The 21,704-nt window shown below is 62.6% G+C and carries 22 protein-coding genes; 7 read left to right on the plus strand and 15 right to left on the minus strand.

What is annotated here, in order from left to right:
- Positions 1-5: 5 nt before the first annotated feature.
- The 5 genes from NMB38_RS08825 to lpxO form a co-directional block, all read right to left on the minus strand.
- Positions 6-1,022: a FecCD family ABC transporter permease gene (locus NMB38_RS08825; RefSeq protein ID WP_028686965.1), complete on the minus strand. Its 1,017-nt coding sequence runs from the start codon at positions 1,020-1,022 to the stop codon at positions 6-8.
- Complete coding sequence (locus tag NMB38_RS08830) at positions 1,019-2,029, minus strand: ABC transporter substrate-binding protein (RefSeq protein WP_027914665.1); 1,011 nt, start codon at positions 2,027-2,029, stop codon at positions 1,019-1,021. The genes NMB38_RS08825 and NMB38_RS08830 overlap by 4 nt, the downstream gene beginning before the upstream one ends.
- Before the next feature lie 148 nt (positions 2,030-2,177).
- On the minus strand, positions 2,178-3,344 hold the full coding sequence (locus tag NMB38_RS08835; protein WP_042139336.1) for an acetyltransferase domain-containing protein: 1,167 nt from the start codon (positions 3,342-3,344) through the stop codon (positions 2,178-2,180).
- A gap of 143 nt (positions 3,345-3,487) precedes the next feature.
- Positions 3,488-4,057 (minus strand): GNAT family N-acetyltransferase, encoded by a 570-nt coding sequence (locus NMB38_RS08840; RefSeq protein WP_027914667.1) that lies wholly within the window; start codon positions 4,055-4,057, stop codon positions 3,488-3,490.
- Between the two features lie 8 nt (positions 4,058-4,065).
- Positions 4,066-4,965, minus strand: a complete 900-nt coding sequence (gene lpxO / locus NMB38_RS08845; RefSeq protein ID WP_027914668.1) for a lipid A hydroxylase LpxO — start codon at positions 4,963-4,965, stop codon at positions 4,066-4,068.
- Between the two features lie 157 nt (positions 4,966-5,122).
- On the opposite strand from lpxO, the gene thpR reads away from it, so the two are divergent.
- Positions 5,123-5,704, plus strand: coding sequence for an RNA 2',3'-cyclic phosphodiesterase (gene thpR / locus NMB38_RS08850; protein WP_042139309.1), 582 nt, complete (start codon positions 5,123-5,125; stop codon positions 5,702-5,704).
- Here the strand turns inward: thpR and NMB38_RS08855 are convergent.
- Entirely contained in the window at positions 5,693-6,598 is a 906-nt protein-coding gene (locus tag NMB38_RS08855; protein WP_027914669.1) for an AraC family transcriptional regulator, read from the minus strand. The genes thpR and NMB38_RS08855 overlap by 12 nt on opposite strands.
- A 178-nt stretch (positions 6,599-6,776) precedes the next feature.
- Between NMB38_RS08855 and calA the strand changes: the two genes are divergently transcribed.
- Complete coding sequence (gene calA / locus NMB38_RS08860; protein WP_027914670.1) at positions 6,777-7,829, plus strand: vanillin reductase; 1,053 nt, start codon at positions 6,777-6,779, stop codon at positions 7,827-7,829.
- A 50-nt stretch (positions 7,830-7,879) separates the two neighbouring features.
- On the opposite strand, the gene NMB38_RS08865 is transcribed toward calA, so the two are convergent.
- Positions 7,880-9,196 carry a YncE family protein gene (locus NMB38_RS08865; protein WP_049696173.1) on the minus strand — a complete coding sequence of 439 codons (1,317 nt, stop codon included), beginning with the start codon at positions 9,194-9,196 and terminating at the stop codon, positions 7,880-7,882.
- A 198-nt stretch (positions 9,197-9,394) separates the two neighbouring features.
- On the opposite strand from NMB38_RS08865, the gene NMB38_RS08870 reads away from it, so the two are divergent.
- The gene (locus NMB38_RS08870; protein WP_028686967.1) at positions 9,395-10,594 is read left to right on the plus strand and encodes a sugar transporter; all 1,200 of its coding nucleotides are present in this window, start codon (positions 9,395-9,397) and stop codon (positions 10,592-10,594) included.
- Between the two features lie 27 nt (positions 10,595-10,621).
- On the opposite strand, the gene NMB38_RS08875 is transcribed toward NMB38_RS08870, so the two are convergent.
- From NMB38_RS08875 to NMB38_RS08885, 3 genes are read right to left on the minus strand one after another with little or no spacing between them, the layout of a single operon-like run.
- Complete coding sequence (locus NMB38_RS08875; protein WP_494355004.1) at positions 10,622-11,206, minus strand: LysE family translocator; 585 nt, start codon at positions 11,204-11,206, stop codon at positions 10,622-10,624.
- Between the two features lie 49 nt (positions 11,207-11,255).
- Entirely contained in the window at positions 11,256-12,086 is an 831-nt protein-coding gene (locus NMB38_RS08880; RefSeq protein ID WP_027914674.1) for an AraC family transcriptional regulator, read from the minus strand.
- A gap of 45 nt (positions 12,087-12,131) precedes the next feature.
- On the minus strand, positions 12,132-13,073 hold the full coding sequence (locus NMB38_RS08885) for a LysR family transcriptional regulator (RefSeq protein ID WP_049696172.1): 942 nt from the start codon (positions 13,071-13,073) through the stop codon (positions 12,132-12,134).
- A gap of 102 nt (positions 13,074-13,175) precedes the next feature.
- Between NMB38_RS08885 and nfsB the strand changes: the two genes are divergently transcribed.
- Positions 13,176-13,829 (plus strand): oxygen-insensitive NAD(P)H nitroreductase, encoded by a 654-nt coding sequence (nfsB, locus tag NMB38_RS08890; RefSeq protein ID WP_027914676.1) that lies wholly within the window; start codon positions 13,176-13,178, stop codon positions 13,827-13,829.
- 22 nt (positions 13,830-13,851) lie between these two features.
- Here nfsB and NMB38_RS08895 read toward each other — a convergent pair whose 3' ends face one another.
- Both NMB38_RS08895 and NMB38_RS08900 read right to left on the minus strand, forming a co-directional pair.
- A complete protein-coding gene (locus NMB38_RS08895; protein ID WP_441344764.1) occupies positions 13,852-15,006 on the minus strand; it encodes a cysteine desulfurase family protein in 1,155 nt (384 codons plus the stop codon).
- 174 nt (positions 15,007-15,180) lie between these two features.
- Entirely contained in the window at positions 15,181-16,107 is a 927-nt protein-coding gene (locus NMB38_RS08900; RefSeq protein WP_490805855.1) for a LysR family transcriptional regulator, read from the minus strand.
- A 138-nt stretch (positions 16,108-16,245) separates the two neighbouring features.
- Between NMB38_RS08900 and NMB38_RS08905 the strand changes: the two genes are divergently transcribed.
- On the plus strand, positions 16,246-17,475 hold the full coding sequence (locus NMB38_RS08905) for an acyl-CoA dehydrogenase (RefSeq protein ID WP_027914679.1): 1,230 nt from the start codon (positions 16,246-16,248) through the stop codon (positions 17,473-17,475).
- A gap of 23 nt (positions 17,476-17,498) precedes the next feature.
- Here the strand turns inward: NMB38_RS08905 and NMB38_RS08910 are convergent, their stop codons facing one another.
- Positions 17,499-18,296, minus strand: a complete 798-nt coding sequence (locus NMB38_RS08910; protein WP_128610587.1) for an OBAP family protein — start codon at positions 18,294-18,296, stop codon at positions 17,499-17,501.
- Positions 18,297-18,473: 177 nt separating this feature from the next.
- Here NMB38_RS08910 and NMB38_RS08915 point away from each other — a divergent pair, with 177 nt between their 5' ends.
- Entirely contained in the window at positions 18,474-18,842 is a 369-nt protein-coding gene (locus NMB38_RS08915) for a histone-like nucleoid-structuring protein, MvaT/MvaU family (RefSeq protein ID WP_023536121.1), read from the plus strand.
- On the plus strand, positions 18,842-19,174 hold the full coding sequence (locus NMB38_RS08920) for an amidohydrolase family protein (protein WP_080992879.1): 333 nt from the start codon (positions 18,842-18,844) through the stop codon (positions 19,172-19,174). The genes NMB38_RS08915 and NMB38_RS08920 overlap by 1 nt, the downstream gene beginning before the upstream one ends.
- On the opposite strand, the gene NMB38_RS08925 is transcribed toward NMB38_RS08920, so the two are convergent.
- Positions 19,125-20,159, minus strand: coding sequence for a TerC family protein (locus tag NMB38_RS08925; RefSeq protein WP_059183119.1), 1,035 nt, complete (start codon positions 20,157-20,159; stop codon positions 19,125-19,127). The genes NMB38_RS08920 and NMB38_RS08925 overlap by 50 nt on opposite strands.
- A 198-nt stretch (positions 20,160-20,357) precedes the next feature.
- Complete coding sequence (locus NMB38_RS08930; protein ID WP_254286750.1) at positions 20,358-21,665, minus strand: substrate-binding domain-containing protein; 1,308 nt, start codon at positions 21,663-21,665, stop codon at positions 20,358-20,360.
- Positions 21,666-21,704: the final 39 nt, after the last annotated feature.

Raw genomic sequence — 21,704 nt, forward strand, 5'->3', positions numbered from 1 at the left:
GGCGGTCACGCGCGCCCCCTACGGGCCACCAGGATAACTGCGAACACTGGCGCACCGATCAGGGCCGTGACCACCCCCACGGGGATGACCTGCCCGGCGATCAGCGTCCTCGACAGGATGTCCGCGGTGATCAAGAACAGCGCCCCGCCCAGGGCACTGGCCGGCAGCAGGCGGTCATGACCGGGCCCGAGCAGCAGGCGTAGCGCATGGGGAATGACCAGGCCCACGAAACCGATCGCGCCGACGATCGAGACCATGACGGCGGTCACCAGGGCTGCACAGCTGATCAGCAGCAGTTGAGTGCGCCGTACCGCAACCCCCAAGGAGGCTGCCGAGTCGGCGCCGAAGGTGAAAGCGTCCAGCGCTCGGCGTTGCCACAGGCAAACCAGAAGGCCCAATAGGGCAACTGGTACGGCCAGCCAGACCGAAGGCCAGCGCACGCCGCTGAGATTGCCCAGCAGCCAGAACAGAATGCCGCGGGCCTGTTCGGCTGTGGCCGACTTGGTAATAAGAAGCGCCGTCACGGCATTGAACAACTGTGAACCGGCAACCCCAGCCAGGATGATGTGAGCGCCAATGCCGCCCGGGCTCGCGGCGCGCGCCAGTAGCAGCACCAGTGCGAAGGCGGCCAGGGCACCGATGAAAGCCCCGGCTGACATGCTCAGCGTCATGCTGCCCAGGCCCAGCAGCCCGACCAGCACTGCACCTGTTGAGGCGCCTGCCGACAGGCCCAGCAGATAGGGCTCGGCCAGCGGATTGCGCAGCAACGCCTGGAGGATCACGCCGCAGGTGGCCAGCCCTGCGCCGCAGGCCGCCGCGACAAGGCTGCGGGTCAGCCGGTAGTTCCACACGACACCGGCGTCGATGGGGTCGACCGGGTAGCCCGCCTGCCAAGCATGGTTGGCCAGTACCTGGCCGACCAGGCCCAATGACAGCGGGTTTTCACCGATTGAAGTGCCCGCCAACAGCGCGCCCAGCAGGGCCGCCAGTGCGGCGCAGGTCAGCCCCAGACGCTTGATCACTGCGCTGCGACGCCGGTGGAGAAGGCCGTGGCCAGCGTCTGCACGCCGCGGAACAAACGAATGCCCGCCTGCATCGCCTCGGCATCGAGCACGATGATACGCCCATGCTTGACGGCGTCCATGTGCTGCGTCACAGGGTCATTGCGCAGAAAATCGAGTTTTTTCTGGTAGTCGTCGGCCGGAAAACGGCGGCGGTCCATGCGTGCAATGATCAGCCAGGTCGGGTTGGCCTTGGCCAATGTCTCCCAGCTCACGGTTGGCCACTCCTCGGTGGAGCTCACCACGTTGCGCACGCCAAGGGCACGCAACATGAAGTCCGCAACGCCCTGGCGGCCTGCCACGTACGGGTCGGTGGCCAGATCGGCGCTGGAGAACCAGAACAGCGCCGAGATAGTGGACAGGTCAACGCCTGCCAGCTGCGCCTGGGCATGGGCCAGGCGGCCCTTGAGCTCGTCGTTGAGGGCGGCGCCACGAGCCTGCACATCGAAGACGCTGGCCAATTCACTGACACTCTTGTAGATGCTTTCGACCTGGAAGGCTTGCAGCCGCGTGCCGTCGGCGCCCACCCGGTTGTCCTTGCCTTCGCAATCCGACGGCAGCACATAGGTGGCGATGCCCAGCTCATTGAATTGCTCGCGCGTACCCACCGCACCCTGGTCCCCCACCATCCACTCGAACTGGGCCGTCACCAGCTGCGGGCGCTTGCCCACTACCGCCTCGAAGCTGGGCTCGTTGTCGGCAAGCCGAGGGACCTTGGCGTCCTGCGCCTGGTAATCGGGCAATACGTCATTGAACCAAAGCGATGACGCGGCCAGCCGGGGGGCCAAGCCCAGCGCATACAGCATTTCGGTGCCTGCCTGGCCAATCGTCACCACGCGTTGGGGGGCTTGGGCGAACACCTGGGGTTTGCCGCAGTTGTCGACCGTCAGCGGATACGCGGTAGGTGCACCCTGAGCCAAGCCGGCAATGCCAAGGCCAGCGAGCAGGGTGGCGAAACGGGGCAGCATGCAGGACGATCTCCTGTTGGGCAGTTCCCGGTGGCTCGCGCAAGACGAACGCGGGATTCACTATTGATTTGAGCGGTGGAAACCGGGGGGCACGCATGGTAGACCATCGCGCCGCCGGGTGAAACGCTTTAAGGGGCTGATTTAGCGCCTAGAAATACTTCAGCCACGCCAAGTCACGCCTGCGCGCCTTCAACCGGGCGAACCAGCGCACAGGTGGGTAGAGCATCAGCGGTAGCAGGGCCGACGTCAGCCAGACTGCGGCAATGGTCTCGAAACCGAAGTAGGCGCCCTGGTTGGCGCCCCACACGCCCACTGCGCTCAGGTACAGCAGTTTGAGCACGTACAGGTGCAGGAGATAGAAAAACATCGGGGCTGCGCCAAACATCGCCAGCACTGCGATCCAGCGCGGGTGCCCGGCGCGCTCGAATGCGCGCAGCAACAGCAGCCCAACGCCCAAGGTCAACATCAGGAACAGCAGTGATGGAGGGTACTTGGTGATGTTGAAGAAACTCATCAGCGTCTGCGTCAGCGCAGGGTGAATGCTCCAGTGCGCTTCGCCATAGCCGTTGATCACGCGTAGCGCGACAAAGCCCAGGAGTGCGCCGCACCCAGCCTGTAGCAGGCGTCGTTGACGCAGTGCCGGCGTGCAGGCGCTGTGCAACCAAGGGCCCAGCCAGTAGCCAACGGCGATGACGCCGAGCCAGGGCAGTACCGGGTAGGATGTGCGCAGACGCAGTGTGGCGCTGATGTCGAGCCAGGTACGGTCATGCGCGATGGCCCACGGCACATGCCAAGGGGATGTGGCGTCGAAGTGTACGCCGTCAAGCAGGTTGTGCCCGGCGATGATGGCCAGCCCAACAGCGAGCAGACCAGCCCGGGGCAGCCATATCAAAGCTGACAGCGCCATCATGCTGATACCGATGGCCCAGATCACTTGCAGGTAGATCACAGTCGGCGGCACCTGGAATGTCCAGGCAACGTTCACTAGGGTGAGCTCCAGCACTACCAGAAACAGCCCGCGCTTGAACAGGAATGACGAGACTTCCCTGCGACTCTGCCGCTTTTCGCCATAAAGCCAGGCAGACAAGCCGGTAAGCAGCACGAAGACGGGCGCGCACAGGTGGGCGAGGGTGCGACTGACGAACAACGCCGGGTCGGTGGTTTCCACTGCCATCGGGTCACTGACCTGATGCTGCATGAAAAACGTTTCGCGGACGTGGTCCAGCAGCATGATCAGCATGACGAAACCGCGAAGGGCGTCGATGCTCTGCAGGCGTTGATGGGAGAGGGGCGTTGGCAGGATTGCAGGGGGCATGGACATCACGTATCAAAACGAAGATCGCAACGTTATCTTATAACTCATGCGCTGAGCAAGGCTGTCCTTGGCATGCGCACCTCGCTCGTATCGCCCAGGGCCGTTGCACGCATCCGGCCCTAACGCCCCTGCGCCTGTACTGCCTACCGACCCTTGCGACGCGCTACGCGCGCTTCGATGTTCTTGCGCCCAATGAGCAGCGCAGGCTTTTCCGTGACTGGCTCATCAGCCAGCCATTTGTACATGACAAGGCAATCCACCAACCCCAGATGCGCATGCCGATAGGCCTTGGGCAAGCGGCCGACGGTTTCGAAGCCCAGCTTGTGCCACAAGGCGATCGCCACCTCGTTGCTGGCAACCACCGAATTGAATTGCAGCGCCAGAAAGCCTTCCTGGCGAGCCAGCTTCTGTGAGTGCTCGCACATCAGGCGCGCCACGCCTCGGCCACGTGCCTGCTCGGTCACCATGTAGCCGCAATTACCCACGTGGCTGCCTGGTCCGCCGGCATTGGCCTTGAGGTAGTAGGAGCCCAGGAGCTCGCCCTGGGCTTCGGCCACCAGTGTGTGCCGGGGCAGCTCGAGCCACAGATGCCGGGCCTGCTCAAAAGTCATGTCGGGGTCAAGGGCGTAGGTTTCCCGCGCCTGAACCACCGCCTGTAGCGTAGGCCAGAAGCGCTCGAAGTCGTCTGGCGTCATGGGGCGGATATTGATCATGTGCAGCCTCAGATGTAGATGAACACCAGCACCAACGCGGCGACCACTGCCCATTTCTCGAGGTAGTAACGCATGCGATTACGCTTCTTCAGCGCCTTGCCCCGTTCGCGGATGCGATAGATACGGGTGAACAGGCGATTGATGGCGCCGGTCTTGTCCCCCGCATCGTTGGGTGCAGCGGCAGCGGCCATGACGTTGCGGCTGAACCAGCGATTGAACGCCGTGGCCCAGCGGTACTTGAGGGGGCGCTCCACATCGCAGAACAGAATGATGCGATTGTGCTCGGTGGTGTTAGCCGCATAGTGGATGTAGGTTTCGTCGAACACCACGCCCTGGCCATCGCGCCACGAATATTTCTCGCCATCGACGTCGATGTAGCAGCCGTCGTCGTTGGGAGTGTCCAGGCCCAGGTGATAGCGGTAGGAGCCAGCATAGGGATCGCGGTGCCGAACCAGCTTGGCCCCAGGGGGCAGGGTGGCGAACATGGCGGCCTTGACGGTGCCGATGCCTTGCAGCAGTTGTGTGGTGCGTGGGCACAGGGTCATGGCCGACGGATGACTCTCGCCGTACCACTTGAGGTAAAACCGCTTCCAGCCGGTTTTGAAGAACGAGTTGAAGCCAACATCGTCGTAATTATCGGACTTCTTGATTTCACCCACCTGGAGTAAACGCTGGGCTTCCTCACGGATCTCCTGCCAGTGTTCCTGCAGCGGTTGTAGCTCGGGGAAGGCTTCAACCGGCAGGTAGGGCTTGGCTGGATGTTTCGAGAACAAGTAAAGGAAACTGTTGACCGGGGCCAGGAAACTGGAATGGTCACCCAGCTGGCGAGTCAGCTTGTGACGTACCCGACCGCGCAGGTGAACGTAGGCGATCGAGAAGACGAAGAGCAGAACGAGTGCAATTTTCATGGACGTTTACTTGTCGAAAAATGGCCATGCGCATGGCATAAGCCCGCCAGCATAAACAATCGTCGCAGCAGTTTGTACTGATTGTTACGAAACTGTCCGGCCGATTCGGTGTCGCGTTGCACAGTCCGCGACCCTGGTTTCACCTTCAGGAGATCTTATGGTTCAGGACACACGCTCCAGCGCCAGCCCCTTCAAGCGGCTGTTTTTCGCCCTGCCGGTCAGTGATGCCCAGCGCCGCGATGTCTCCCAGTGGCGGCGCAGCCTGGCGCTGCGCAGCGGCAAGCCGGTGCCAGCCGCCAACTTCCATGTCACCCTGGCCTTCTTGGGCAATGTCGACGCGGCTCAGGTGCCGTCTGTGTGCGCTGCCGTCGACCAATTGGTGCTGCCCGACAAGGCGCCGAGGCTGGTGCTCGATCGCTTGCAGGTGTGGCAGAAGGCCGGTGCCTTGGTGCTTGAGGCGCAGCATACGCCTGCGGCGCTTCTTCAACTGGTCTATGGGCTGCAACAGGCGCTGCTGCCCCTGGGGATCGCCGTGGCAGACCGCAGCTTTCGCCCGCACTTGACGCTGTCTCGCGAGTTTCACGGGCAGCCCCCTGAAGCCAGCTCGCCACCGGAGTTCTTTGTCAGCGCCCGGGAATGTGTACTTTACGAGTCCCGAAAGGGCGCTTACCAGGCACTGGCGCGCTGGGCACTAGGGGATGGGGGCGCATTCTTGAGCCCGCCGGGCTCACACCGGTAGGCTCTGATAGGGCAATTCTTCGCCGGGGCTGCGTTCGAACTGGCGTTTGTACTCGCGGCTGAACTGCGACGTGCTCTGGTAGCCCACCCGATGGGCGACCTGTGCCACGCCCATTCCTTCGCCGATCAGCATCTGCTGTGCCTTCAGCAGCCTCAGGCGCTTGAGGTACTGCATAGGCGCCATGTCCGTGCAGCGTTTGAAATGCTCGTGGAAGGTGGAGACGCTCATGTTCGCTCGCCCAGCCAGAGCCTCGACGCTCAGGGGCTCGCTGTAGTGCTCGCGCAGGTGGGCTAATGCAGCACCAATGCGGGCGAAATGGCCCTGCTGCTCGACCAACGCTCTCAGTACCCCGGCCTGTGGGCCACGCAAAGCGGCGTACAGCACTTCGCGTACCCGGGCCGGCCCCAGCACCTTGGCGTCCACAGGGTCTTGCAGGCACTCCAGCAATCGCTCGACCCGCTCGCGCATGGGCGCGTCGAGGGCGGCCGAGGTCATCGACTGGGGCGTCTGAGCCTGTACCGGGCCATCCGTGGCAAGGCCGGTGCTCTGCACCAGTTCGCTCAGCGTGGCGCGGTCGATCGCGACTGCCACGCCCAGCAAGGGCACATCGGGCGTGGCGAAGGTCTCGCACATGAAAGGGACCGACAGCGCCTGCACTAGGTAATGCCCGGCGCCGTACTCGAGCGTGCGGGGCCCCAGGCGGGCCAGCTTGCTGCCCTGGGCCAGGATCATCAGGCTCGGCTCGTAGATCTGCGGGCTGCTGGCCACGTAGTGGTCCCAGCTCAGCACTTGTACCTGGGGCAGATGGGTGGACACGAACCCTGGGCGTAGTGCCAGGCGACGTATGAGCGTGCAAAGCGGGGCATTGGCGTCTACGTGACGGGTCAGTTGCATGGAGCACCGGGGCAGAGAATCGGACAGCATGGGGAGTCGAATTATGCCCGCCGCGCGTGGTCTTCACCAGCAGCTTCGGAGAATCAGGCAAGGCTTCCGGAGAATCTGCGGTGGGCAATGTCCCTCTCTAGGAACAAAATGCTTCACATGAACCGTTTCACTTAACCGCGAGGTCTCCATGTATACCGCTATCGGTTACGCCGCCCAAACCCCCACCAGCCCGCTGGCACCCATGACCTTCGAGCGCCGCAGCCCGCGCCCGGATGACGTGGCCATCGACATCCTGTATTGCGGGGTGTGCCACTCGGACATCCACCAGGCCCGCAACGAATGGGGCATTGCGGTCTATCCCTTGATGCCCGGCCACGAGATCGTCGGCCGCGTGACGGCAGTAGGCGCCCAGGTCACCGGCCACAAGGTCGGTGACCTGGTCGGTGTCGGCTGCATGGTGGATTCCTGCCGTCAGTGCGCGGCCTGCGCCAAGGACCTCGAGCAATACTGCCTCGAAGGCCCGACCATGACCTACGCCACGCCCGATCGCGTCGATGGCAGCAACACCATGGGTGGCTACTCCAGCAGCATCGTGGTCAGCGAGCATTTCGTGGTACGCATCCCCGAAGGCATGGACCTGCCTAGCGCCGCTCCTATCCTGTGCGCCGGTATCACCACCTATTCACCGCTCAAGCACCACGGTGTAGGCCCAGGCCACAAGGTGGGCATTCTTGGCATGGGTGGCCTGGGGCACATGGGCATCAAGCTAGCCAAGGCGCTGGGTGCCGAAGTCACGCTGTTCACCCGGTCCGAGGCCAAGGCCGCTGAGGCGCGTCGCCAGGGAGCAGACCATGTGATCGTGTCCACCGACGCCGAGCAGATGAAAGCCGCTGCCGGTCGCTTCGACTTCCTGCTCGACACCATCCCTGTCCAGCACGACCTCAATCCCTACCTGGAAACCCTGACCTTCGACGGCGTGCACATCCTCGTCGGGCTGATCGAACCGATCGAGCCTGCGCTGCATGCTGCCAACCTGGTCATGAAGCGCCGCGTGCTGGCCGGCTCGTTGATCGGCGGTATCGCAGAAACCCAGGAGGTGCTGGACTTCTGTGCCAAGCACGACATTCGCTGCGACATCGAGATGCTGGACATCCGCCACATCAACGAGGCGTATGAGCGCATGATCGCAGGCGACGTGAAGTACCGCTTCGTGATCGACATGGCGACCCTCAAGGCCTGATCAGCCATTGACCTGCTCCGGGGCAGCCGGTGCAGGTCCTGTTGCTGGCCTTACCAGGCCAGCGGCTTCTCTCCACCTCTCCAGAACAGCCAGCGCCGGACCTCACCATGCGGGCCTGTGCCGATCTGCCAATCGGGTCGGCCACGGTCGAGCGCGATCACCGAGATGAACCCCGCATGGCTTGCAGCGACGAGGGTTCTCCCATCCTCGCTGATGTCCATCGCGCTGATGGTCGAACCCAGATAGTGCTGCCAGCGTTCGCTACCGTCTTCCCCGAACGCCCTTAGATAACCATAGGCATCACCGACGATGTACTCGTCCTGGCGCGCCACGCCTGCATAGACCCGTGCGCCTTCCTGCACCACCGGCGTGCGGGGGTCCTGGCTGTAGTAATCCGTGTCCAGGCCTTCCAGGTCGCTCACCCTGACGGCCAGCGATGCGCCGCTGTAGAAGTGACAGGCATTGAGCAGCAACTGGTCCCCGGCGCGGTTGAACAGGGCGTAGTGCGGGTATTCGCTGGCCGGCCCGATACTGGCAACAGGCCGTAACCGATGGTCCAGCACCTGGTGTCGGTTGGCTTGCTCGCCCACCACGACCCGCTTGCCGTCAGGCGAAACAGCGCCGTGGGCCATGCTCAGGCCAAGGATGATGTCATCGGGGTCCGTGCCCTCTGCCAGCGCTTGCTCGACCTGCTCCTGGCGTGGCAGCAGCCGGCTCGCGCCCTGCTCGGATAGCACGAAAATGCCCTCGTCGCTGACCAGCAGCACCTGTTGCCCGTCGGGGAACGGTATCAAGGCAGTCGCAACGGGGGGCAGGTCGAAAGGCTCGAACGGATAGCCCTTGGGCAACCCCTCCAAACCGGTAGGCCAGGCCAGCCGCCGCACCTGTGGGCCGCCCCATCCATCGGTCACGCGCACACCCTCGGCATTGGCCAGGGCGAAGAAGCGCCGAGCCGGGCACCGGCCGAAATGTTCGACGCCGATGATGGGTGTCACGCTGTAACCATCGATACGCACCACCTGGCCTTTCTCGTGAGGCATGCCGATCCGTGCGAGCAGGCTGCCGTCGTCGAGCAGCAGTAACGTGGCGATACCCTGGCCGTGCGTATCGAGCAGGGGCAACAAGGGCGCATGGGCTGGCGGCCAGGCCTGGCGAAACGTCTGGCGCTGGTGCTCCTCGACAGCCGGCTGATTGACCGTGCGCAAGGCGGCGCGCCAGGCGTCCAGCAAGTGCTCGGTGGCAGGGTGCCGGGGTTCTTCGAGCTGGTCCCAGCCGTGCGCACGGCCTTGTGCGACATAGTCGTTGACGGCCTGGGCGTAGGTGATAACGGCCTGCTGCCATTGCTGCTGGGGATGCTGCTTGTCCATGAGTGGGTGGAACTCCTTGATGTGCGCCAGTATCCGAGATTGCGCATGGTACTCCTTCGGTACGGCGGTTGTGAGGCCCAAGCATGACGCGTACCATGCCTGCGTCCCCAATTTTAATAAGACACACGCTCATACCACTCCTTGCCGGGGCTGGACGTGCGTGGTCTTGCCTTGCCTGTGGAGAACCGGTTTCACGCCATGAACGGACCCCTACCTGACCATTTGCCACCCACTGTAGGCGGCGGCAGCTGGCTGAGCGTCATCGCCCTGGCGTTGGCCGCCTTCATCTTCAACACCACCGAGTTCGTCCCGGTGGCGCTGCTCAGCGACATTGGCCGCAGCTTCGACATGACCACTGCGCAAGTGGGGCTGATGCTGACCATCTACGCCTGGGTCGTGGCACTGGCATCACTGCCGATGATGCTGATGACCCGCAACATCGAGCGGCGGCGCCTGCTGCTGTTCGTGTTTCTGGTGTTCATCGTCAGCCACCTGCTGTCGTGGCTGTCGCAGAGTTTTGCGATGCTGCTGCTCAGCCGCATCGGCATAGCCCTGGCGCACGCCGTGTTCTGGGCGATCACTGCCTCGCTGGCGGTGCGCGTCGCCCCGCCTGGACAACAGGCCAAGGCGCTGGGCCTGTTGGCCACCGGCACGACGCTGGCGATGGTGCTCGGCATCCCCCTGGGGCGCGTGGTGGGCGAGGCGCTGGGATGGCGCGTCACCTTCCTGAGCATCGCCGGCGTGGCGCTGGCGACCATGCTGTGCCTGATGAAATCGCTGCCGTTGTTGCCGAGCCAAAACTCGGGGTCGTTGCGCAGCTTGCCGATACTGTTCAAGCGGCCTGCGCTGGTCATCACCTACCTGCTGGTGACGCTGGTGATCACCGCGCAGTTCACCGCCTACAGCTATATCGAGCCGTTCGCCTTGCATGTCGCGCAGATCAGCGGTGAACGCACCACGTTGGTCCTGCTGTTGTTTGGCGGCGCTGGCGTGGTCGGCTCGTTCCTGTTCAGCCGCTACAGCGACCGTTTCCCCCAGGGTTTTCTGGTGGGTTCGATCGGCATGCTGGCAGTTTGCTTGCTGCTGCTCTTGCCCTTGTCCGGCAGCTTCAATGCATTTGCTGTGCTGAGCATGTGCTGGGGTGTGGCGATCTTGAGCTTCAGCCTGTCGTTGCAGTCACGCACCTTGAAGCTGGCTTCCGACGCCACGGATGTGGCCATGGCGTTGTTCTCCGGCATCTACAACATTGGCATCGGCGGGGGGGCGTTGCTGGGCAGTATCGTCAGCAGCTACCTGGGCGTGGCCAATATCGGCCTGGTCGGCGGCAGCGTGGCAGTGGTCGGCTTGTTGCTGGCAGTCGGCAGTACCCGCCGCTTTCGCGACGCGCTGACGCATTGAGTGTGGCTTACAGGCCAGCAAGGCTGCTCAGCTCAGTACCGCAGCCCACGCTGAGAGCAAGAGCAGCCCGCCCAGGGCTCGGTTGAATAAGCGCATGCGGCGTGGCGTTTGCAGCCAGGCCGCACTGCCTGCGCCCAGCACCGCCCACAGCGTCATGCACGGCAGGGCGATCACCAGAAACAGCAGCGCCAGTTGCCACACCGCCAGGCCGGGCGCGGCAAACACGCCGATCACGGCCACGGCCATCAGCCACACTTTGGGGTTGATTACCTGCAACGTTGCCGCGTCCACTGCCGTAAACGCCCGCACCTGGGCTGCCGCGCCGGTGTCGCCGGCGCTACGCAGCAGTTGCCAAGCCAGCCAGCTCAACCACAACACCCCGCCCCACATCATCAGATGCTGGGCTTGGGGGTGACGCGTCAACCATTGGCCCAGCCCCATGCCTACCAGCAATACGGTGGCCGCAGCGGCCAGGCAAGCCGCCAGGATGGGTACCAGTGTGCTGCGCAGGCCGTGACGCGCACCTTGGGCGAGGATAAGCAGATTGGTCGGGCCCGGGCTGATGCTGGCAACCAGGGCAAATGCAATAAATGGCAGGAAAGAATGCGTCATGTGCAGGGGCTCCTTGAGATCAGCCACCATGCTCGCCATCTGCATCGGATCAGTCTGGAAGGATTGAGCAGCGTTTGCGGTAGTGTGCCGGCGTGAGTTGATAAGCCCGCCGAAACCAGCGGCCCAGGTGGCTCTGATCGGCAAAGCCCAAGGTGACGGCTACGTCTGCAGGGCTGGCTCCGCTGGCGAGCAAACGCCGGGCCCTGGCCAGACGCAGCTGGATCAGGTACGCATGGGGGGCAAGCCCGAATGCCGCCTTGAAGGCTCTGGTCAAGCGATAGCGGTCGATACCACAGGCTGTTGCCAGCTCCTGGAGGCCCACATCCCGTGCGAGGTTGTCATGCAGATAATCGCGGGCCCGTTGCGCCGTGAGCGGCAGGCGCGGGTCCGGGTCGACCCGCTTGCGCCAGTGCAGGTGGCGTGTGAGGCAGGCGAGCAGGGCGTCGGTGGCCGACTGCCTGACGATGAGTAGCTCGTTTGCATGCAGTGCATTGAAGGCAAAAGCGGTGGTTTGGGCGAGCTGCAGGTCCTGGGTCAGCGTGTCGGCGAAACTGGGCAAGGCATCACGGGGCGCGTGTTCGAACAGCAGGCGCAACTGCTGCTCCAGCCAGTCCGGCTCCAGGTAGAGCGTAGAGTAGGTAAAACCGTCTTCAGTAGGCGCAAGCCCATCGTGCAGGTCCCCAGGCTCAAGCATGAAGACCTGACCCGGCACGCTGCGGTGCCTGACCCGACGGCAATTGAATTGCTGGACCCCTTGCTCGGTCACACCGACCAGGTAGCTGTCGTGCCAATGGGGATCGTAGGCATGACCGACGAAATGCGCGCGGATCGACTCGATGCCGGTCTCGGCGTCCTGCTTGAGGTCGATCCAGTTACTCATGGGAGCTCGCTGTGTGCACGCTGATGCGGGGGCTGTATCACGAGCCTAATGCCCCCGGTTCCAGGTGTCTGGAAGATTTGTGCAACTGCCGAGCCTGGCTGCCGGCTGCAGTGCGTCGAACCGCTGGCGCAGCCACTGGTGCAGTTGCGTGACGGCGGGCGTGAGCTGCTTGCGGTGCGGACATACCAGCGTGACCGGCGTCGGCTCGCCCGGCCATTGAGGCAGGACGATTTCCAGTCTGCCACAGGCCAGGTCGTCGCTGACATCCAGCCACGACTTGTAGACGATTCCCTCGCCAAGTACCGCCAGGCGGCGAATCACATCGGCATCATCACTGACCAGTGGCCCTTGCACGTGCACCGTGCGTTGGCCGAGTTGCCACTTGTCGTACACCCGTCCGTGCTGCATGTACAACAAGCAGGCATGAGTGTGCAGTGCTTCGGGTGTCTGGGGTCGGCCGTGGCGGGCCAGGTAATCGGGCGAGGCGACCAGCACGCGCTGGTTCCAGTCGGCCAGGGGGAGGGCAATGTAGTTGGCGTCCTGATTCAGGCCGTAACGCACGGCGACGTCCACCGGATCACGGCTCAGGTCGGCAATCTGGTCGGACAGCATGAAGCGCAGGTGCAGGGCCGGGTGTTCCCGGCGAAATGCGCTGAGCCACGGCAGCAGCATGTTGCGGCCCAGGTCCGAGGGCGCGGAAACCTGCAAGGTGCCACGCAGGGCGGTGGCATTGCCGTGCAAATCGTCATGAGCGCGGCGCAGGCTTTCCAGCACGTTCACGGCGGTCGGCAGGTAGCGCTCGCCCTCGGCAGTCAGGCGCAGGCTGCGGGTGGTGCGAACGAACAGGCGCACGTCCAGGTCACGCTCCAGCCGCTTGATGGCCGCTGCCACCTGGCCGGGTAACAGGTTCGCTTCTAGGGCAGCTGCGGTGAAGCTGCCCAGTGCGCTACTGCGTACGAATAGTTCGAGGTCGGCAAGGCGCAGCATTGTCACTCCGTGGGTGAAAGTGTTGCTCGATTGTGCCGGTTTTTATTTGTGGCAGGAAAGATACCATGGGCACTTCTTTCCTCTCGACGATCGGAATTGCCCATGGATACCGTCTCGCTGGCCAAGCGCCGCTACACCACCAAAGCCTATGATGCATCGCGTCAAATTCCCCAAGCCACGGTCGATGCCTTACTTGAGCAATTGCGCTACAGCCCATCGTCGGTGAATTCCCAGCCCTGGCATTTCGTCGTCGCCCAGAGCGACACTGCCAAAGCCCGCCTGACCACAAGTACCGACACCGACTACGCCTACAACTCGCCCAAATTGCGCGATGCCTCCCATGTCATCGTTTTCTGCGCGCGTACCGACATGACCCAGGTGCACCTGGAGGCCGTGCTCGCCCAGGAAGCACTCGACGGGCGTTTTCGGGATGAGCAGGCCAAGGCGGCTCAGGACAAGAGCCGGCGCCACTACGCCGACCTGCACCGTTACGAGCGCAAGGACCTGCAGCATTGGATGGAAAAGCAAACCTATCTTGCCCTGGGTACCGCCTTGCTGGGCGCGGCTGCCTTGGGCCTGGACGCTACCCCCATCGAAGGTTTCGATAGCCAGCGCCTGGATGCCGAGCTGGGGTTGCGCGAACAAGGCTTCACCAGCGTAGTGCTGCTGAGCCTGGGCTATCGCAGTGAAACCGACTTCAATGCCGGGTTGAGCAAATCGCGGCTCCCGGCCTCCCAGGTATTCACCTTCCTGTAAAGGCATGCCCGGCTGGCGTGATTCACCACAGTGCAGCGCTGGCCGTCTTCAATGCCGAGGCCATTACCGCAATGGCCTTGTCTACCTCTGCCTCTGTGGTGAACCTGCCGATGCTCAGGCGAATGCTGTTACGGGCACGGCGCTCGTCCAGCCCCAGGGCCAGCAGGACGTGGGATGCCGCATTGTTCGCCGAATTGCAGGCCGAGGTGGTCGACAGCGCCAGTTGCGTGGCAAGCGCCGCGTTGTTGAACCCCGCCTGCTCGATACACAGGTTCAAGGTGTGCGGCACGCGCTGGGTTGCGCAGCCGTTGAGCGTAATGCCGGGCAGTGCCAATAGACCCTCGCGCAGGCGCGTGGCCAACTGTGCCAAGCGCTGGTACTCGCCGTCGCCCGGTTGACCCGCCAGGGCAAACGCGCTGCCCATGCCCGCGATCTGATGCGTCGCCAGGGTGCCGGAGCGCAAGCCTTGCTCGTGACCACCGCCATGCAGCTGCGCACGCATGCCGGCGCGGGCCCGGGAGCCGACGAACAGCGCACCGATGCCCTTGGGGCCATACACCTTGTGGGCTGAGAAGGACATCAGGTCAACGGGCAGGCCGGCCAGGTCGATGTCGAGCTTGCCAACCGCCTGGGCGGCATCCACGTGCAACAGGGCGCCGTGCGCCCGCACCCGCTCGCCGATGGCAGCGATGTCGGTCACCGTTCCCAGTTCATTGTTCACCGCCATCAGCGACACCAGGCGCGTGTCGGCGCGCAGCGCGTCCTGAACCATGGCGGGATGGATCAGGCCTGATCGGTCCGGTTGCAGTCGCGTCACTGTCCAGCCCTGGCGCTCCAGTTCGGCCGCTGTGTCCAGAACGGCCTTGTGCTCTAGCTGACTGGTAAGCAGATGCCCAGGCTGGCCCAGTCCCTGTGCGATCCCTTTGAGCGCCAGGTTGTTGGACTCGGTCGCCCCGGATGTCCATACCAGCGACGCCGGCGACGCCCCCACGCGTTCGGCCACCTGCTCACGGGCCAGTTCGACTGCATCACGCGCTGCCTTGCCGTAGACATGCCCGCTCGAGGCCGGGTTACCGAAATGGGCATGCCGACCCAGGCACGCAAGCATGGTCTCGATCACTCGATCGTCGACCGGGGTGGTGGCAGCGTAATCGAAGTAGAGCGGGGCGTCAGTCATGAGCAGGTCCATTGGCAAGAGAACGAGGGTGCCTGAACAAGATTAACTGCGCTGTGAAGAGACTTTTGCTCTAAATCAGGGCTTTTTAAGACCATTTTGCAAAAGCTTTCTCCCGCTCAGGCATAACGGAAAAAATGTTCCCGTGCTTGCCACGACCCTTCAGACGGTTTTTCTTCACGCACCGCGCAGAGACCGTTCCTCTTCGCTGACTACTCGCTGGCACAACTCTGTGATCTGCTCGCGCATCCAGCGGTTCGCGGGGTCCTGATCAGTGCTTTCATGCCAGTACAGGTGCGTCTCCAACGCAGGCACCTCCACAGGCAGGGGCTTGTAGCACAGCTGATGACGGCGGGCGAAACGCTCTGGCACGGTCATCACCATGTCGGTTTGCTGCAAGACTTGCGAGGCCATCAGGTAATGCTGTGAGCGCAGGGCAACCTTGCGCTGTACGCCCATCTTGCCCAGCGCAAGGTCCACGTAACCCAGCCCGTTGCGGCGGCTGGAAATGTGGATGTGGGTCATGCCAAGGTACGCGTCCAGGCTCAATGCCTTGTCGGCCTGCGGGTGGCCTTGGCGCAGGGCGCAGACGTAGCGGTCCTGCATCAACTTGATGTGCCGCACTTGAGGGTCGGTGTTGAGAGGGGCATCGATGGCGAAGTCCAGTCGTCCCGCGGCGAGCTCCTTGGTCGTTTCTCGACGCTTGCACAGGAAACTCTCGATCAGCACCCCAGGTGCCAGGCGACGCAGACGCTGGAACAGCGGCGGCAGGATCACGGCCTCGGTCAGGTCGGTCATGCTGATGCGAAAGGTCTTGCTCGCTTGCAGGGGATTGAACGTTCGGCTTTCCTGCACTGAGGTGCGCAGCAACGCCAGGGCGCTGCGGACCGAGCCGATGATGTTTTGCGCCATGGGTGTCGGCACCATGCCCTGGGCGGTGCGCACGAACAGCGGATCGTTGAAGGTCTCCCGCAGCCTGGACAATGCATTGGACACGGCAGGCTGGGTGATGCCGACGATCTGCCCGGCACGGGTGAGATTAGCTTCGGTGTAGATCGCATCGAAGACGATGAACAGGTTGAGATCGACCTTGCTGAGGTTCATGAGCGCCGCTCGTTCTTGGAATTATCGGCTGATCATATATCGGTTATGAATGTTAATACACGCCGAAAATAGACTAGGTGGATGACCCATGCCTGCCCTAGGCTTGCTTCATGTCATTCGACCCGAAGGAACCCGCCAATGGATTTCGCCTATTCGCCCAAGGTGCAAGCGCTGCGCGAGCGCGTGACTGCATTCATGGATACCTACGTCTATCCTGCCGAGTCCGTATTCGACCGCCAGGTGGCCGAAGGCGATCGTTGGCAGCCTACCGCCATCATGGAGTCGTTGAAGACCAAAGCGCGCGAGGAGGGCTTGTGGAACCTTTTTCTGCCTGAATCCGAGTACGGTGCAGGGCTGACCAACCTGGAGTACGCCCCACTGGCAGAGATCATGGGCCGTTCATTGCTGGGCCCGGAGCCGTTCAACTGCTCGGCACCGGACACGGGAAACATGGAAGTGCTGGTGCGCTACGGCACGGCCGCGCAGAAGCAGCAGTGGCTGGAGCCTTTGCTGCGGGGCGAGATCCGCTCGGCATTCGCCATGACCGAGCCCGATGTGGCGTCCTCAGATGCCACCAATATGGCGGCCACAGCAGTGCGCGAAGGGGACCAATGGGTCATCAATGGCCGCAAGTGGTGGACCTCCGGCGCCTGTGACCCACGGTGCAAGGTGCTGATCTTCATGGGCCTGTCCAACCCGAACGGCCCGCGGCATCAACAACATTCGATGGTTCTGGTGCCGATGGATACCCCCGGTGTGAGGGTGCTCAGGCCTTTGCCGGTGTTCGGCTACGACGACGCCCCCCATGGCCATGCCGAGGTGGTGTTCGAAAATGTGCGGGTGCCATTGGAGAACGTGCTGCTTGGAGAAGGCAGGGGGTTCGAGATCGCCCAGGGCCGACTGGGGCCTGGGCGCATTCACCATTGCATGCGATCCATTGGCATGGCCGAACGGGCCCTTGAACTGATGTGCAAGCGCGCGGTTGGCCGGACTGCGTTCGGTCAGCCACTGGCGCGCCTGGGCGGCAATGTCGACAAGATTGCCGATTCGCGCATGGACATCGACATGGCACGACTGCTCACGCTCAAAGCGGCCTACATGATGGACACGGTGGGCAACAAGGTGGCCCGCAGCGAAATCGCCCAGATCAAGGTGGTAGCACCGAACGTGGCGCTGCGCGTGATCGATCGGGCGATCCAGTTGCACGGTGGCGCGGGGGTCAGCGCTGACTTTCCGTTGGCCTACATGTACGCCATGCAGCGCACGCTGCGCCTGGCCGACGGGCCCGATGAAGTACACCGGGCTGCGATCGGCAAGTACGAGATCGGCAAGCACCTGCCTGCGTCGGGTTCAGCGGCCCAACGCTGATTGCTGTGGTCACCCCGCCAGGCTCAACGGGCCGAACGGCTGTTGGTACCGGCAGGCGTAGTGGTGGCAGGTTTGTGCAGATGCGCGCCCGTAGGGTCATCCAACTGAATGACGACGCCTTTCTGCCAGCTGTCGGCGCCGGTGTCAGGCGTCGGAATGTCGATGTCAGCGCGCTGCTTGCGCGTCTGGGTGGTATCGATGCCCAGGCGACGATTGCGCTGCTCGACCATTGCAGGGTCTGCCTGACCGTCTGCCGTAAAGCCCATCATCAGTTGGGGCACGCCCATCGGCAGGGACTTGTCCTGGTCGGTATGCCAGGTATGCCACGTCTTGCCGTAGGTGGTGGCCAGGCGTTTCATCAAGGCATGCTCGGCAGGCGCAGGTATACCGGGCGCCACCAACTGGCCAGAGGACACTTCATAACCGTGGCTGTGCCACAGGGCTTTTTCCTTGTCGGGTAAACGGGCGAACAACTTCTGATCGATGATGTACTCCACGCCCATGATCTTGGCCGTGGCCGTGCTGCCATCGTAGATCACGCACTGAATGACGTCTTCGTTGAGGATCGCACAGTAATGATGCGCTTCCATTTGAATATCCGGATGGCCGTTATAGAAGTGAAAGCCGTCCAGGTAGGCATTGAGTGCCTCAATGGGTGGTTTGGACTGTAACAGCGCCGCGCCTTTTTCAAGCCATTGCGTCCCGGGTTTTATTGGGGCGCCGGGTGTGTGTACGGGTGATGCGGTTTTGGCACCTGAGCAACCGGCGAGCAGGGCGCTGGCGATACACAAGCCAAGAAGGCTGGGGAACGGGTTGGGCATGATTCAGTCTCCGCTGGGTGTGCGCAACAGACCGCTTGCAGGGCACTAACATTTTCTTTGACGGACAGACGGTAATGCGGTCTAGTTAGTCAAGCGGGTTGAACCAAGCGTATGTTCGACTGCACTAACAAGTTACTGAAGTTTTATTGCCCGTCGTACTGAAAAGGAAACGTCCCCATGTCTCGTCTTGCAGAGTTTCGACAACTGGAACAGAAATTGGCTGCCCAACTTGCAGAGCTGGAAGCCATGAAAGGTAGCCCTGAGCTGCAGAAAGAAATCGAGTTTGAAACCAAACTGCGAAATCTGCTGGCCAAGTACGAATACAGTTTGCGCGACATCGTCAACCTGCTCGATCCGAAAAACGGTCAACGTCCCGCTGCGCCTGCTGCGTCCCAGAAAGCGCCGCGTCGTGCTCGGCAAGTCAAGCAGTACAAGAACCCTCACACCGGTGAAGTCATCGAGACCAAAGGTGGCAATCACACCAAGCTCAAGGCATGGAAGGCAGAACACGGCGCAGATGAAGTGGAAAACTGGCTGGCCAAGTAATGCCTGCCCAGCGTTACCCCACGACCCCGGACGGCCGCTATTTCGTTGTCCGGGGGCGGTTGTGGCGCTGTACCGACCCCTCCCTGTCCGAGGCTGAGCGTCAGCACTGGGTGCATGCCCTGATGGACGCCCGCAGAGCTGTAAAGGACGCAAAAGCCGACAACGATCCCGATCAGTTAACCCGCGCCCGTGCCCAGGTTCAGACGGCAAAGGTGGCGCTGGGTGAGCGGGGTCCTGTCTGGTGGGCCGACGGGAGCCCGGACTTCAACCGGCGCATGGCGGTCAATACTCCTTATGCCCAGTGGTTCCAGTCGCTTGATCCGACTCAGTAATCGCAGCCTTGCCCTGACCACGTGTTTTTATCAGCGACACCAGCACACCGCCCAGCAGCAGTCCGAACGTGACACCCAACGACAAGAGGGCGGGCACCTTGCCAATCAAGCCGTGGTAGAAGATCTTGCAACCGATGAAGATCAGCACGAGCGCCAACGCATATTTCAGGTACACGAAACGGTGCATCAGTGCCGACAAGGCAAAGTAAAGCGAACGCAGGCCCAAGATGGCAAAGATATTGGATGTGTAGACGATGAAAGGGTCCTGAGTAATGGCGAATATTGCCGGAACACTGTCCACGGCAAAGACGAGGTCGGCCAGTTCAATCAAAACCAGCGCAAGGAACAGCGGCGTAGCGTGGCGCACAGCATGGCTGCCCTCGCTGGGCGTGATGTGCACGAAAAACTTCGAGCCGTGGATCTGATCGGTCACGCGCATGTGCCGCCGTACAAACTTCAGAATCGGATTGTTGGCCAGGTCCGGTTGGCTGCCTTCCTTGGACAGCGCCATCTTCACGCCGGTAAAAAGCAGGAAAGCGCCGAAGATATAAAGTACCCAGGCAAAGTTCTGCACCAGGGCCGCACCTACCCCGATCATGATGGCGCGCAACACCACCACACCGAGAATGCCCCAGAACAACACGCGGTGTTGGTACCGCCTGGGAACGGCGAAGTAGCTGAAGATCATCGCCATGACGAAGACATTGTCCATCGACAACGACTGCTCGACGAGAAACCCCGTGTAGAACTCCAGCGCCGGCTGCGCGCCCAGGTAGTACCAAACCCCAACGCCGAACAGCACGCCAACGCCAAAATAGCCCGAATACAGCAGCAGGCTTTCGCGCATTTCGATTTCACGGTCATGGCGATGCAGCACGCCCAGGTCGAGCACCAGCAAGCCGACGACGATGGCGACGAAGATCAGCCATAGCCAAGCGCTGGTGCCAAGAAAAGGTGTGGTGAGAAAGGTGTGCAGAGCTGTCATGAGCCCCTCCTGGTCGGTCGACGTTGCGTGGCAACAGTGATCCGACATGGCGGCTGGCAACCGTCAGAGGGGCCCGGTATCACTTAAGCTTGAGCGTAGATCCATTTGTGGGGCACGCCGAATGGGCAGCTCTTACATTTTTTTGCGAAGGGCTTTCGATGCGCTGACGGCTCAGGCCTTGGTGCAGTACTGCAAGCCTCAATAGACCCAGACCTCGACGCGACGGTTGCGCAATCGGCCTTGCTCCAGCTCGTTACCGGCCACCGGCATCTGGTCACCTAACCCCGCCACCTCCAGCACCTCGATACCCCCGCGCGCCAGCGCCTGGCGTACCGCCTCGCCGCGCAGGCGCGAGAGCAGGGCCGCGCGTCCCGGTGTGTCCTTGGGGTCGCCGAAGCCGACCAGCACAGCCTTGCGCTGCTGCTTGCTGGCCTGGTTCAGGTAATCGATGATCCGCTGCACATCCTGGATGGCCTTGCTGTCCAGGGCGGCACTGCCCGGTTGAAAGCGCAAATTCACGCTCAGCCGCTGGGCGTGCTCTACGAGGTCGCGATACCGGGCGGGCATGTCCGGAACAGGTACCACCCGCTGGGCCAAGACCTGTTGTGACACAAAGCCTTGTTCGGCCACGATGGCCTGACCAGCAGGGCTCTGGATGAAGTCGATCAATGCGGTGGCTTGAGGGCTTGAGGGAGTGGGCAGATACAGGAACAGGCGACGTGACAGGGGGTAGTTCTCGCTGGCCACCAAGGCGCGTTCGGGCAGCTGCGCCGCAGCGGTGCCTTCGGCCACTGCCAGCACCTTCGTCCCGTGTGTGGTCGAAAGGCCGGAGAATCCGATCGCCTGGCGATCACCCGCTACCTGGGCGGCCAGACGATCGCCGGCTTCGAAACGCGTGGCTGTCGGCGCCAGGCTGACCTGCCCAGGCGCCAGCACCCGTGCTTTGAACGTTTCGAACGTCCCGGAGCGTTCGTCCCTGGCGTACAGGTGGATGTCGCCACCGGCCACTCCCAGTTGCTCCCAGCGCTGTATCTGCCCGCTGAAAACCTGCGCAATTTGATCCAGGGACAACTCATGCAACGGGTTGGCAGGATTGACGAGGATGGCGACACCGTCCAATCCGATCACATGTTCGGCGGCAGGGGCCCGCAGGTCACCAAATGCCTGCAATTGCCGCGCTTCGCTGTCATTGATCGGACGTGAGGCGGCGACCAGGTCGGCCTCGTTACGAGCCAAGGCAGAAAAGCCCGTGTTCGTACCATGTGCCGCGATGTCGACCCGAACGGCTACGCCGTCGGCGCGGGTCGCCGTGATCACTGACTCATTGTCAGACTGACCGCGGTGAACCTGCACCTGGGTGGCGAGCTCAGCACGCAGTTGCGCCAGTACCAATGCCGGTAACAGGGCGCTGCCAAGCGTGTTGGAGCCCTGGATGCGCAGAGGCACGGACTCGGCCCAGGCCATCACCGGTAGCATGGTCAACAGGAGGGCGAACAGGCGGGCCATGCCGATTGGACCTTTACGGTGGGAATGGCCTGAGCGTAA

It is taken from the genome of Pseudomonas sp. FBCC-B35 (genome assembly GCF_059133755.1).

Coding starts and splice junctions, on each gene's coding strand:
- NMB38_RS08830 (WP_027914665.1), bottom strand. CDS start 2,029: ATGCTGCCCCGTTTCGCCACCCTGCTCGCTGGCCTTGGCATTGCCGGC.
- NMB38_RS08835 (WP_042139336.1), bottom strand. CDS start 3,344: ATGCCCCCTGCAATCCTGCCAACGCCCCTCTCCCATCAACGCCTGCAG.
- NMB38_RS08840 (WP_027914667.1), bottom strand. CDS start 4,057: ATGATCAATATCCGCCCCATGACGCCAGACGACTTCGAGCGCTTCTGG.
- lpxO (WP_027914668.1), bottom strand. CDS start 4,965: ATGAAAATTGCACTCGTTCTGCTCTTCGTCTTCTCGATCGCCTACGTT.
- thpR (WP_042139309.1), top strand. CDS start 5,123: ATGGTTCAGGACACACGCTCCAGCGCCAGCCCCTTCAAGCGGCTGTTT.
- NMB38_RS08855 (WP_027914669.1), bottom strand. CDS start 6,598: ATGCAACTGACCCGTCACGTAGACGCCAATGCCCCGCTTTGCACGCTC.
- calA (WP_027914670.1), top strand. CDS start 6,777: ATGTATACCGCTATCGGTTACGCCGCCCAAACCCCCACCAGCCCGCTG.
- NMB38_RS08865 (WP_049696173.1), bottom strand. CDS start 9,196: ATGGACAAGCAGCATCCCCAGCAGCAATGGCAGCAGGCCGTTATCACC.
- NMB38_RS08870 (WP_028686967.1), top strand. CDS start 9,395: ATGAACGGACCCCTACCTGACCATTTGCCACCCACTGTAGGCGGCGGC.
- NMB38_RS08875 (WP_494355004.1), bottom strand. CDS start 11,206: ATGACGCATTCTTTCCTGCCATTTATTGCATTTGCCCTGGTTGCCAGC.
- NMB38_RS08880 (WP_027914674.1), bottom strand. CDS start 12,086: ATGAGTAACTGGATCGACCTCAAGCAGGACGCCGAGACCGGCATCGAG.
- NMB38_RS08885 (WP_049696172.1), bottom strand. CDS start 13,073: ATGCTGCGCCTTGCCGACCTCGAACTATTCGTACGCAGTAGCGCACTG.
- nfsB (WP_027914676.1), top strand. CDS start 13,176: ATGGATACCGTCTCGCTGGCCAAGCGCCGCTACACCACCAAAGCCTAT.
- NMB38_RS08895 (WP_441344764.1), bottom strand. CDS start 15,006: ATGACTGACGCCCCGCTCTACTTCGATTACGCTGCCACCACCCCGGTC.
- NMB38_RS08900 (WP_490805855.1), bottom strand. CDS start 16,107: ATGAACCTCAGCAAGGTCGATCTCAACCTGTTCATCGTCTTCGATGCG.
- NMB38_RS08905 (WP_027914679.1), top strand. CDS start 16,246: ATGGATTTCGCCTATTCGCCCAAGGTGCAAGCGCTGCGCGAGCGCGTG.
- NMB38_RS08910 (WP_128610587.1), bottom strand. CDS start 18,296: ATGCCCAACCCGTTCCCCAGCCTTCTTGGCTTGTGTATCGCCAGCGCC.
- NMB38_RS08915 (WP_023536121.1), top strand. CDS start 18,474: ATGTCTCGTCTTGCAGAGTTTCGACAACTGGAACAGAAATTGGCTGCC.
- NMB38_RS08920 (WP_080992879.1), top strand. CDS start 18,842: ATGCCTGCCCAGCGTTACCCCACGACCCCGGACGGCCGCTATTTCGTT.
- NMB38_RS08925 (WP_059183119.1), bottom strand. CDS start 20,159: ATGACAGCTCTGCACACCTTTCTCACCACACCTTTTCTTGGCACCAGC.
- NMB38_RS08930 (WP_254286750.1), bottom strand. CDS start 21,665: ATGGCCCGCCTGTTCGCCCTCCTGTTGACCATGCTACCGGTGATGGCC.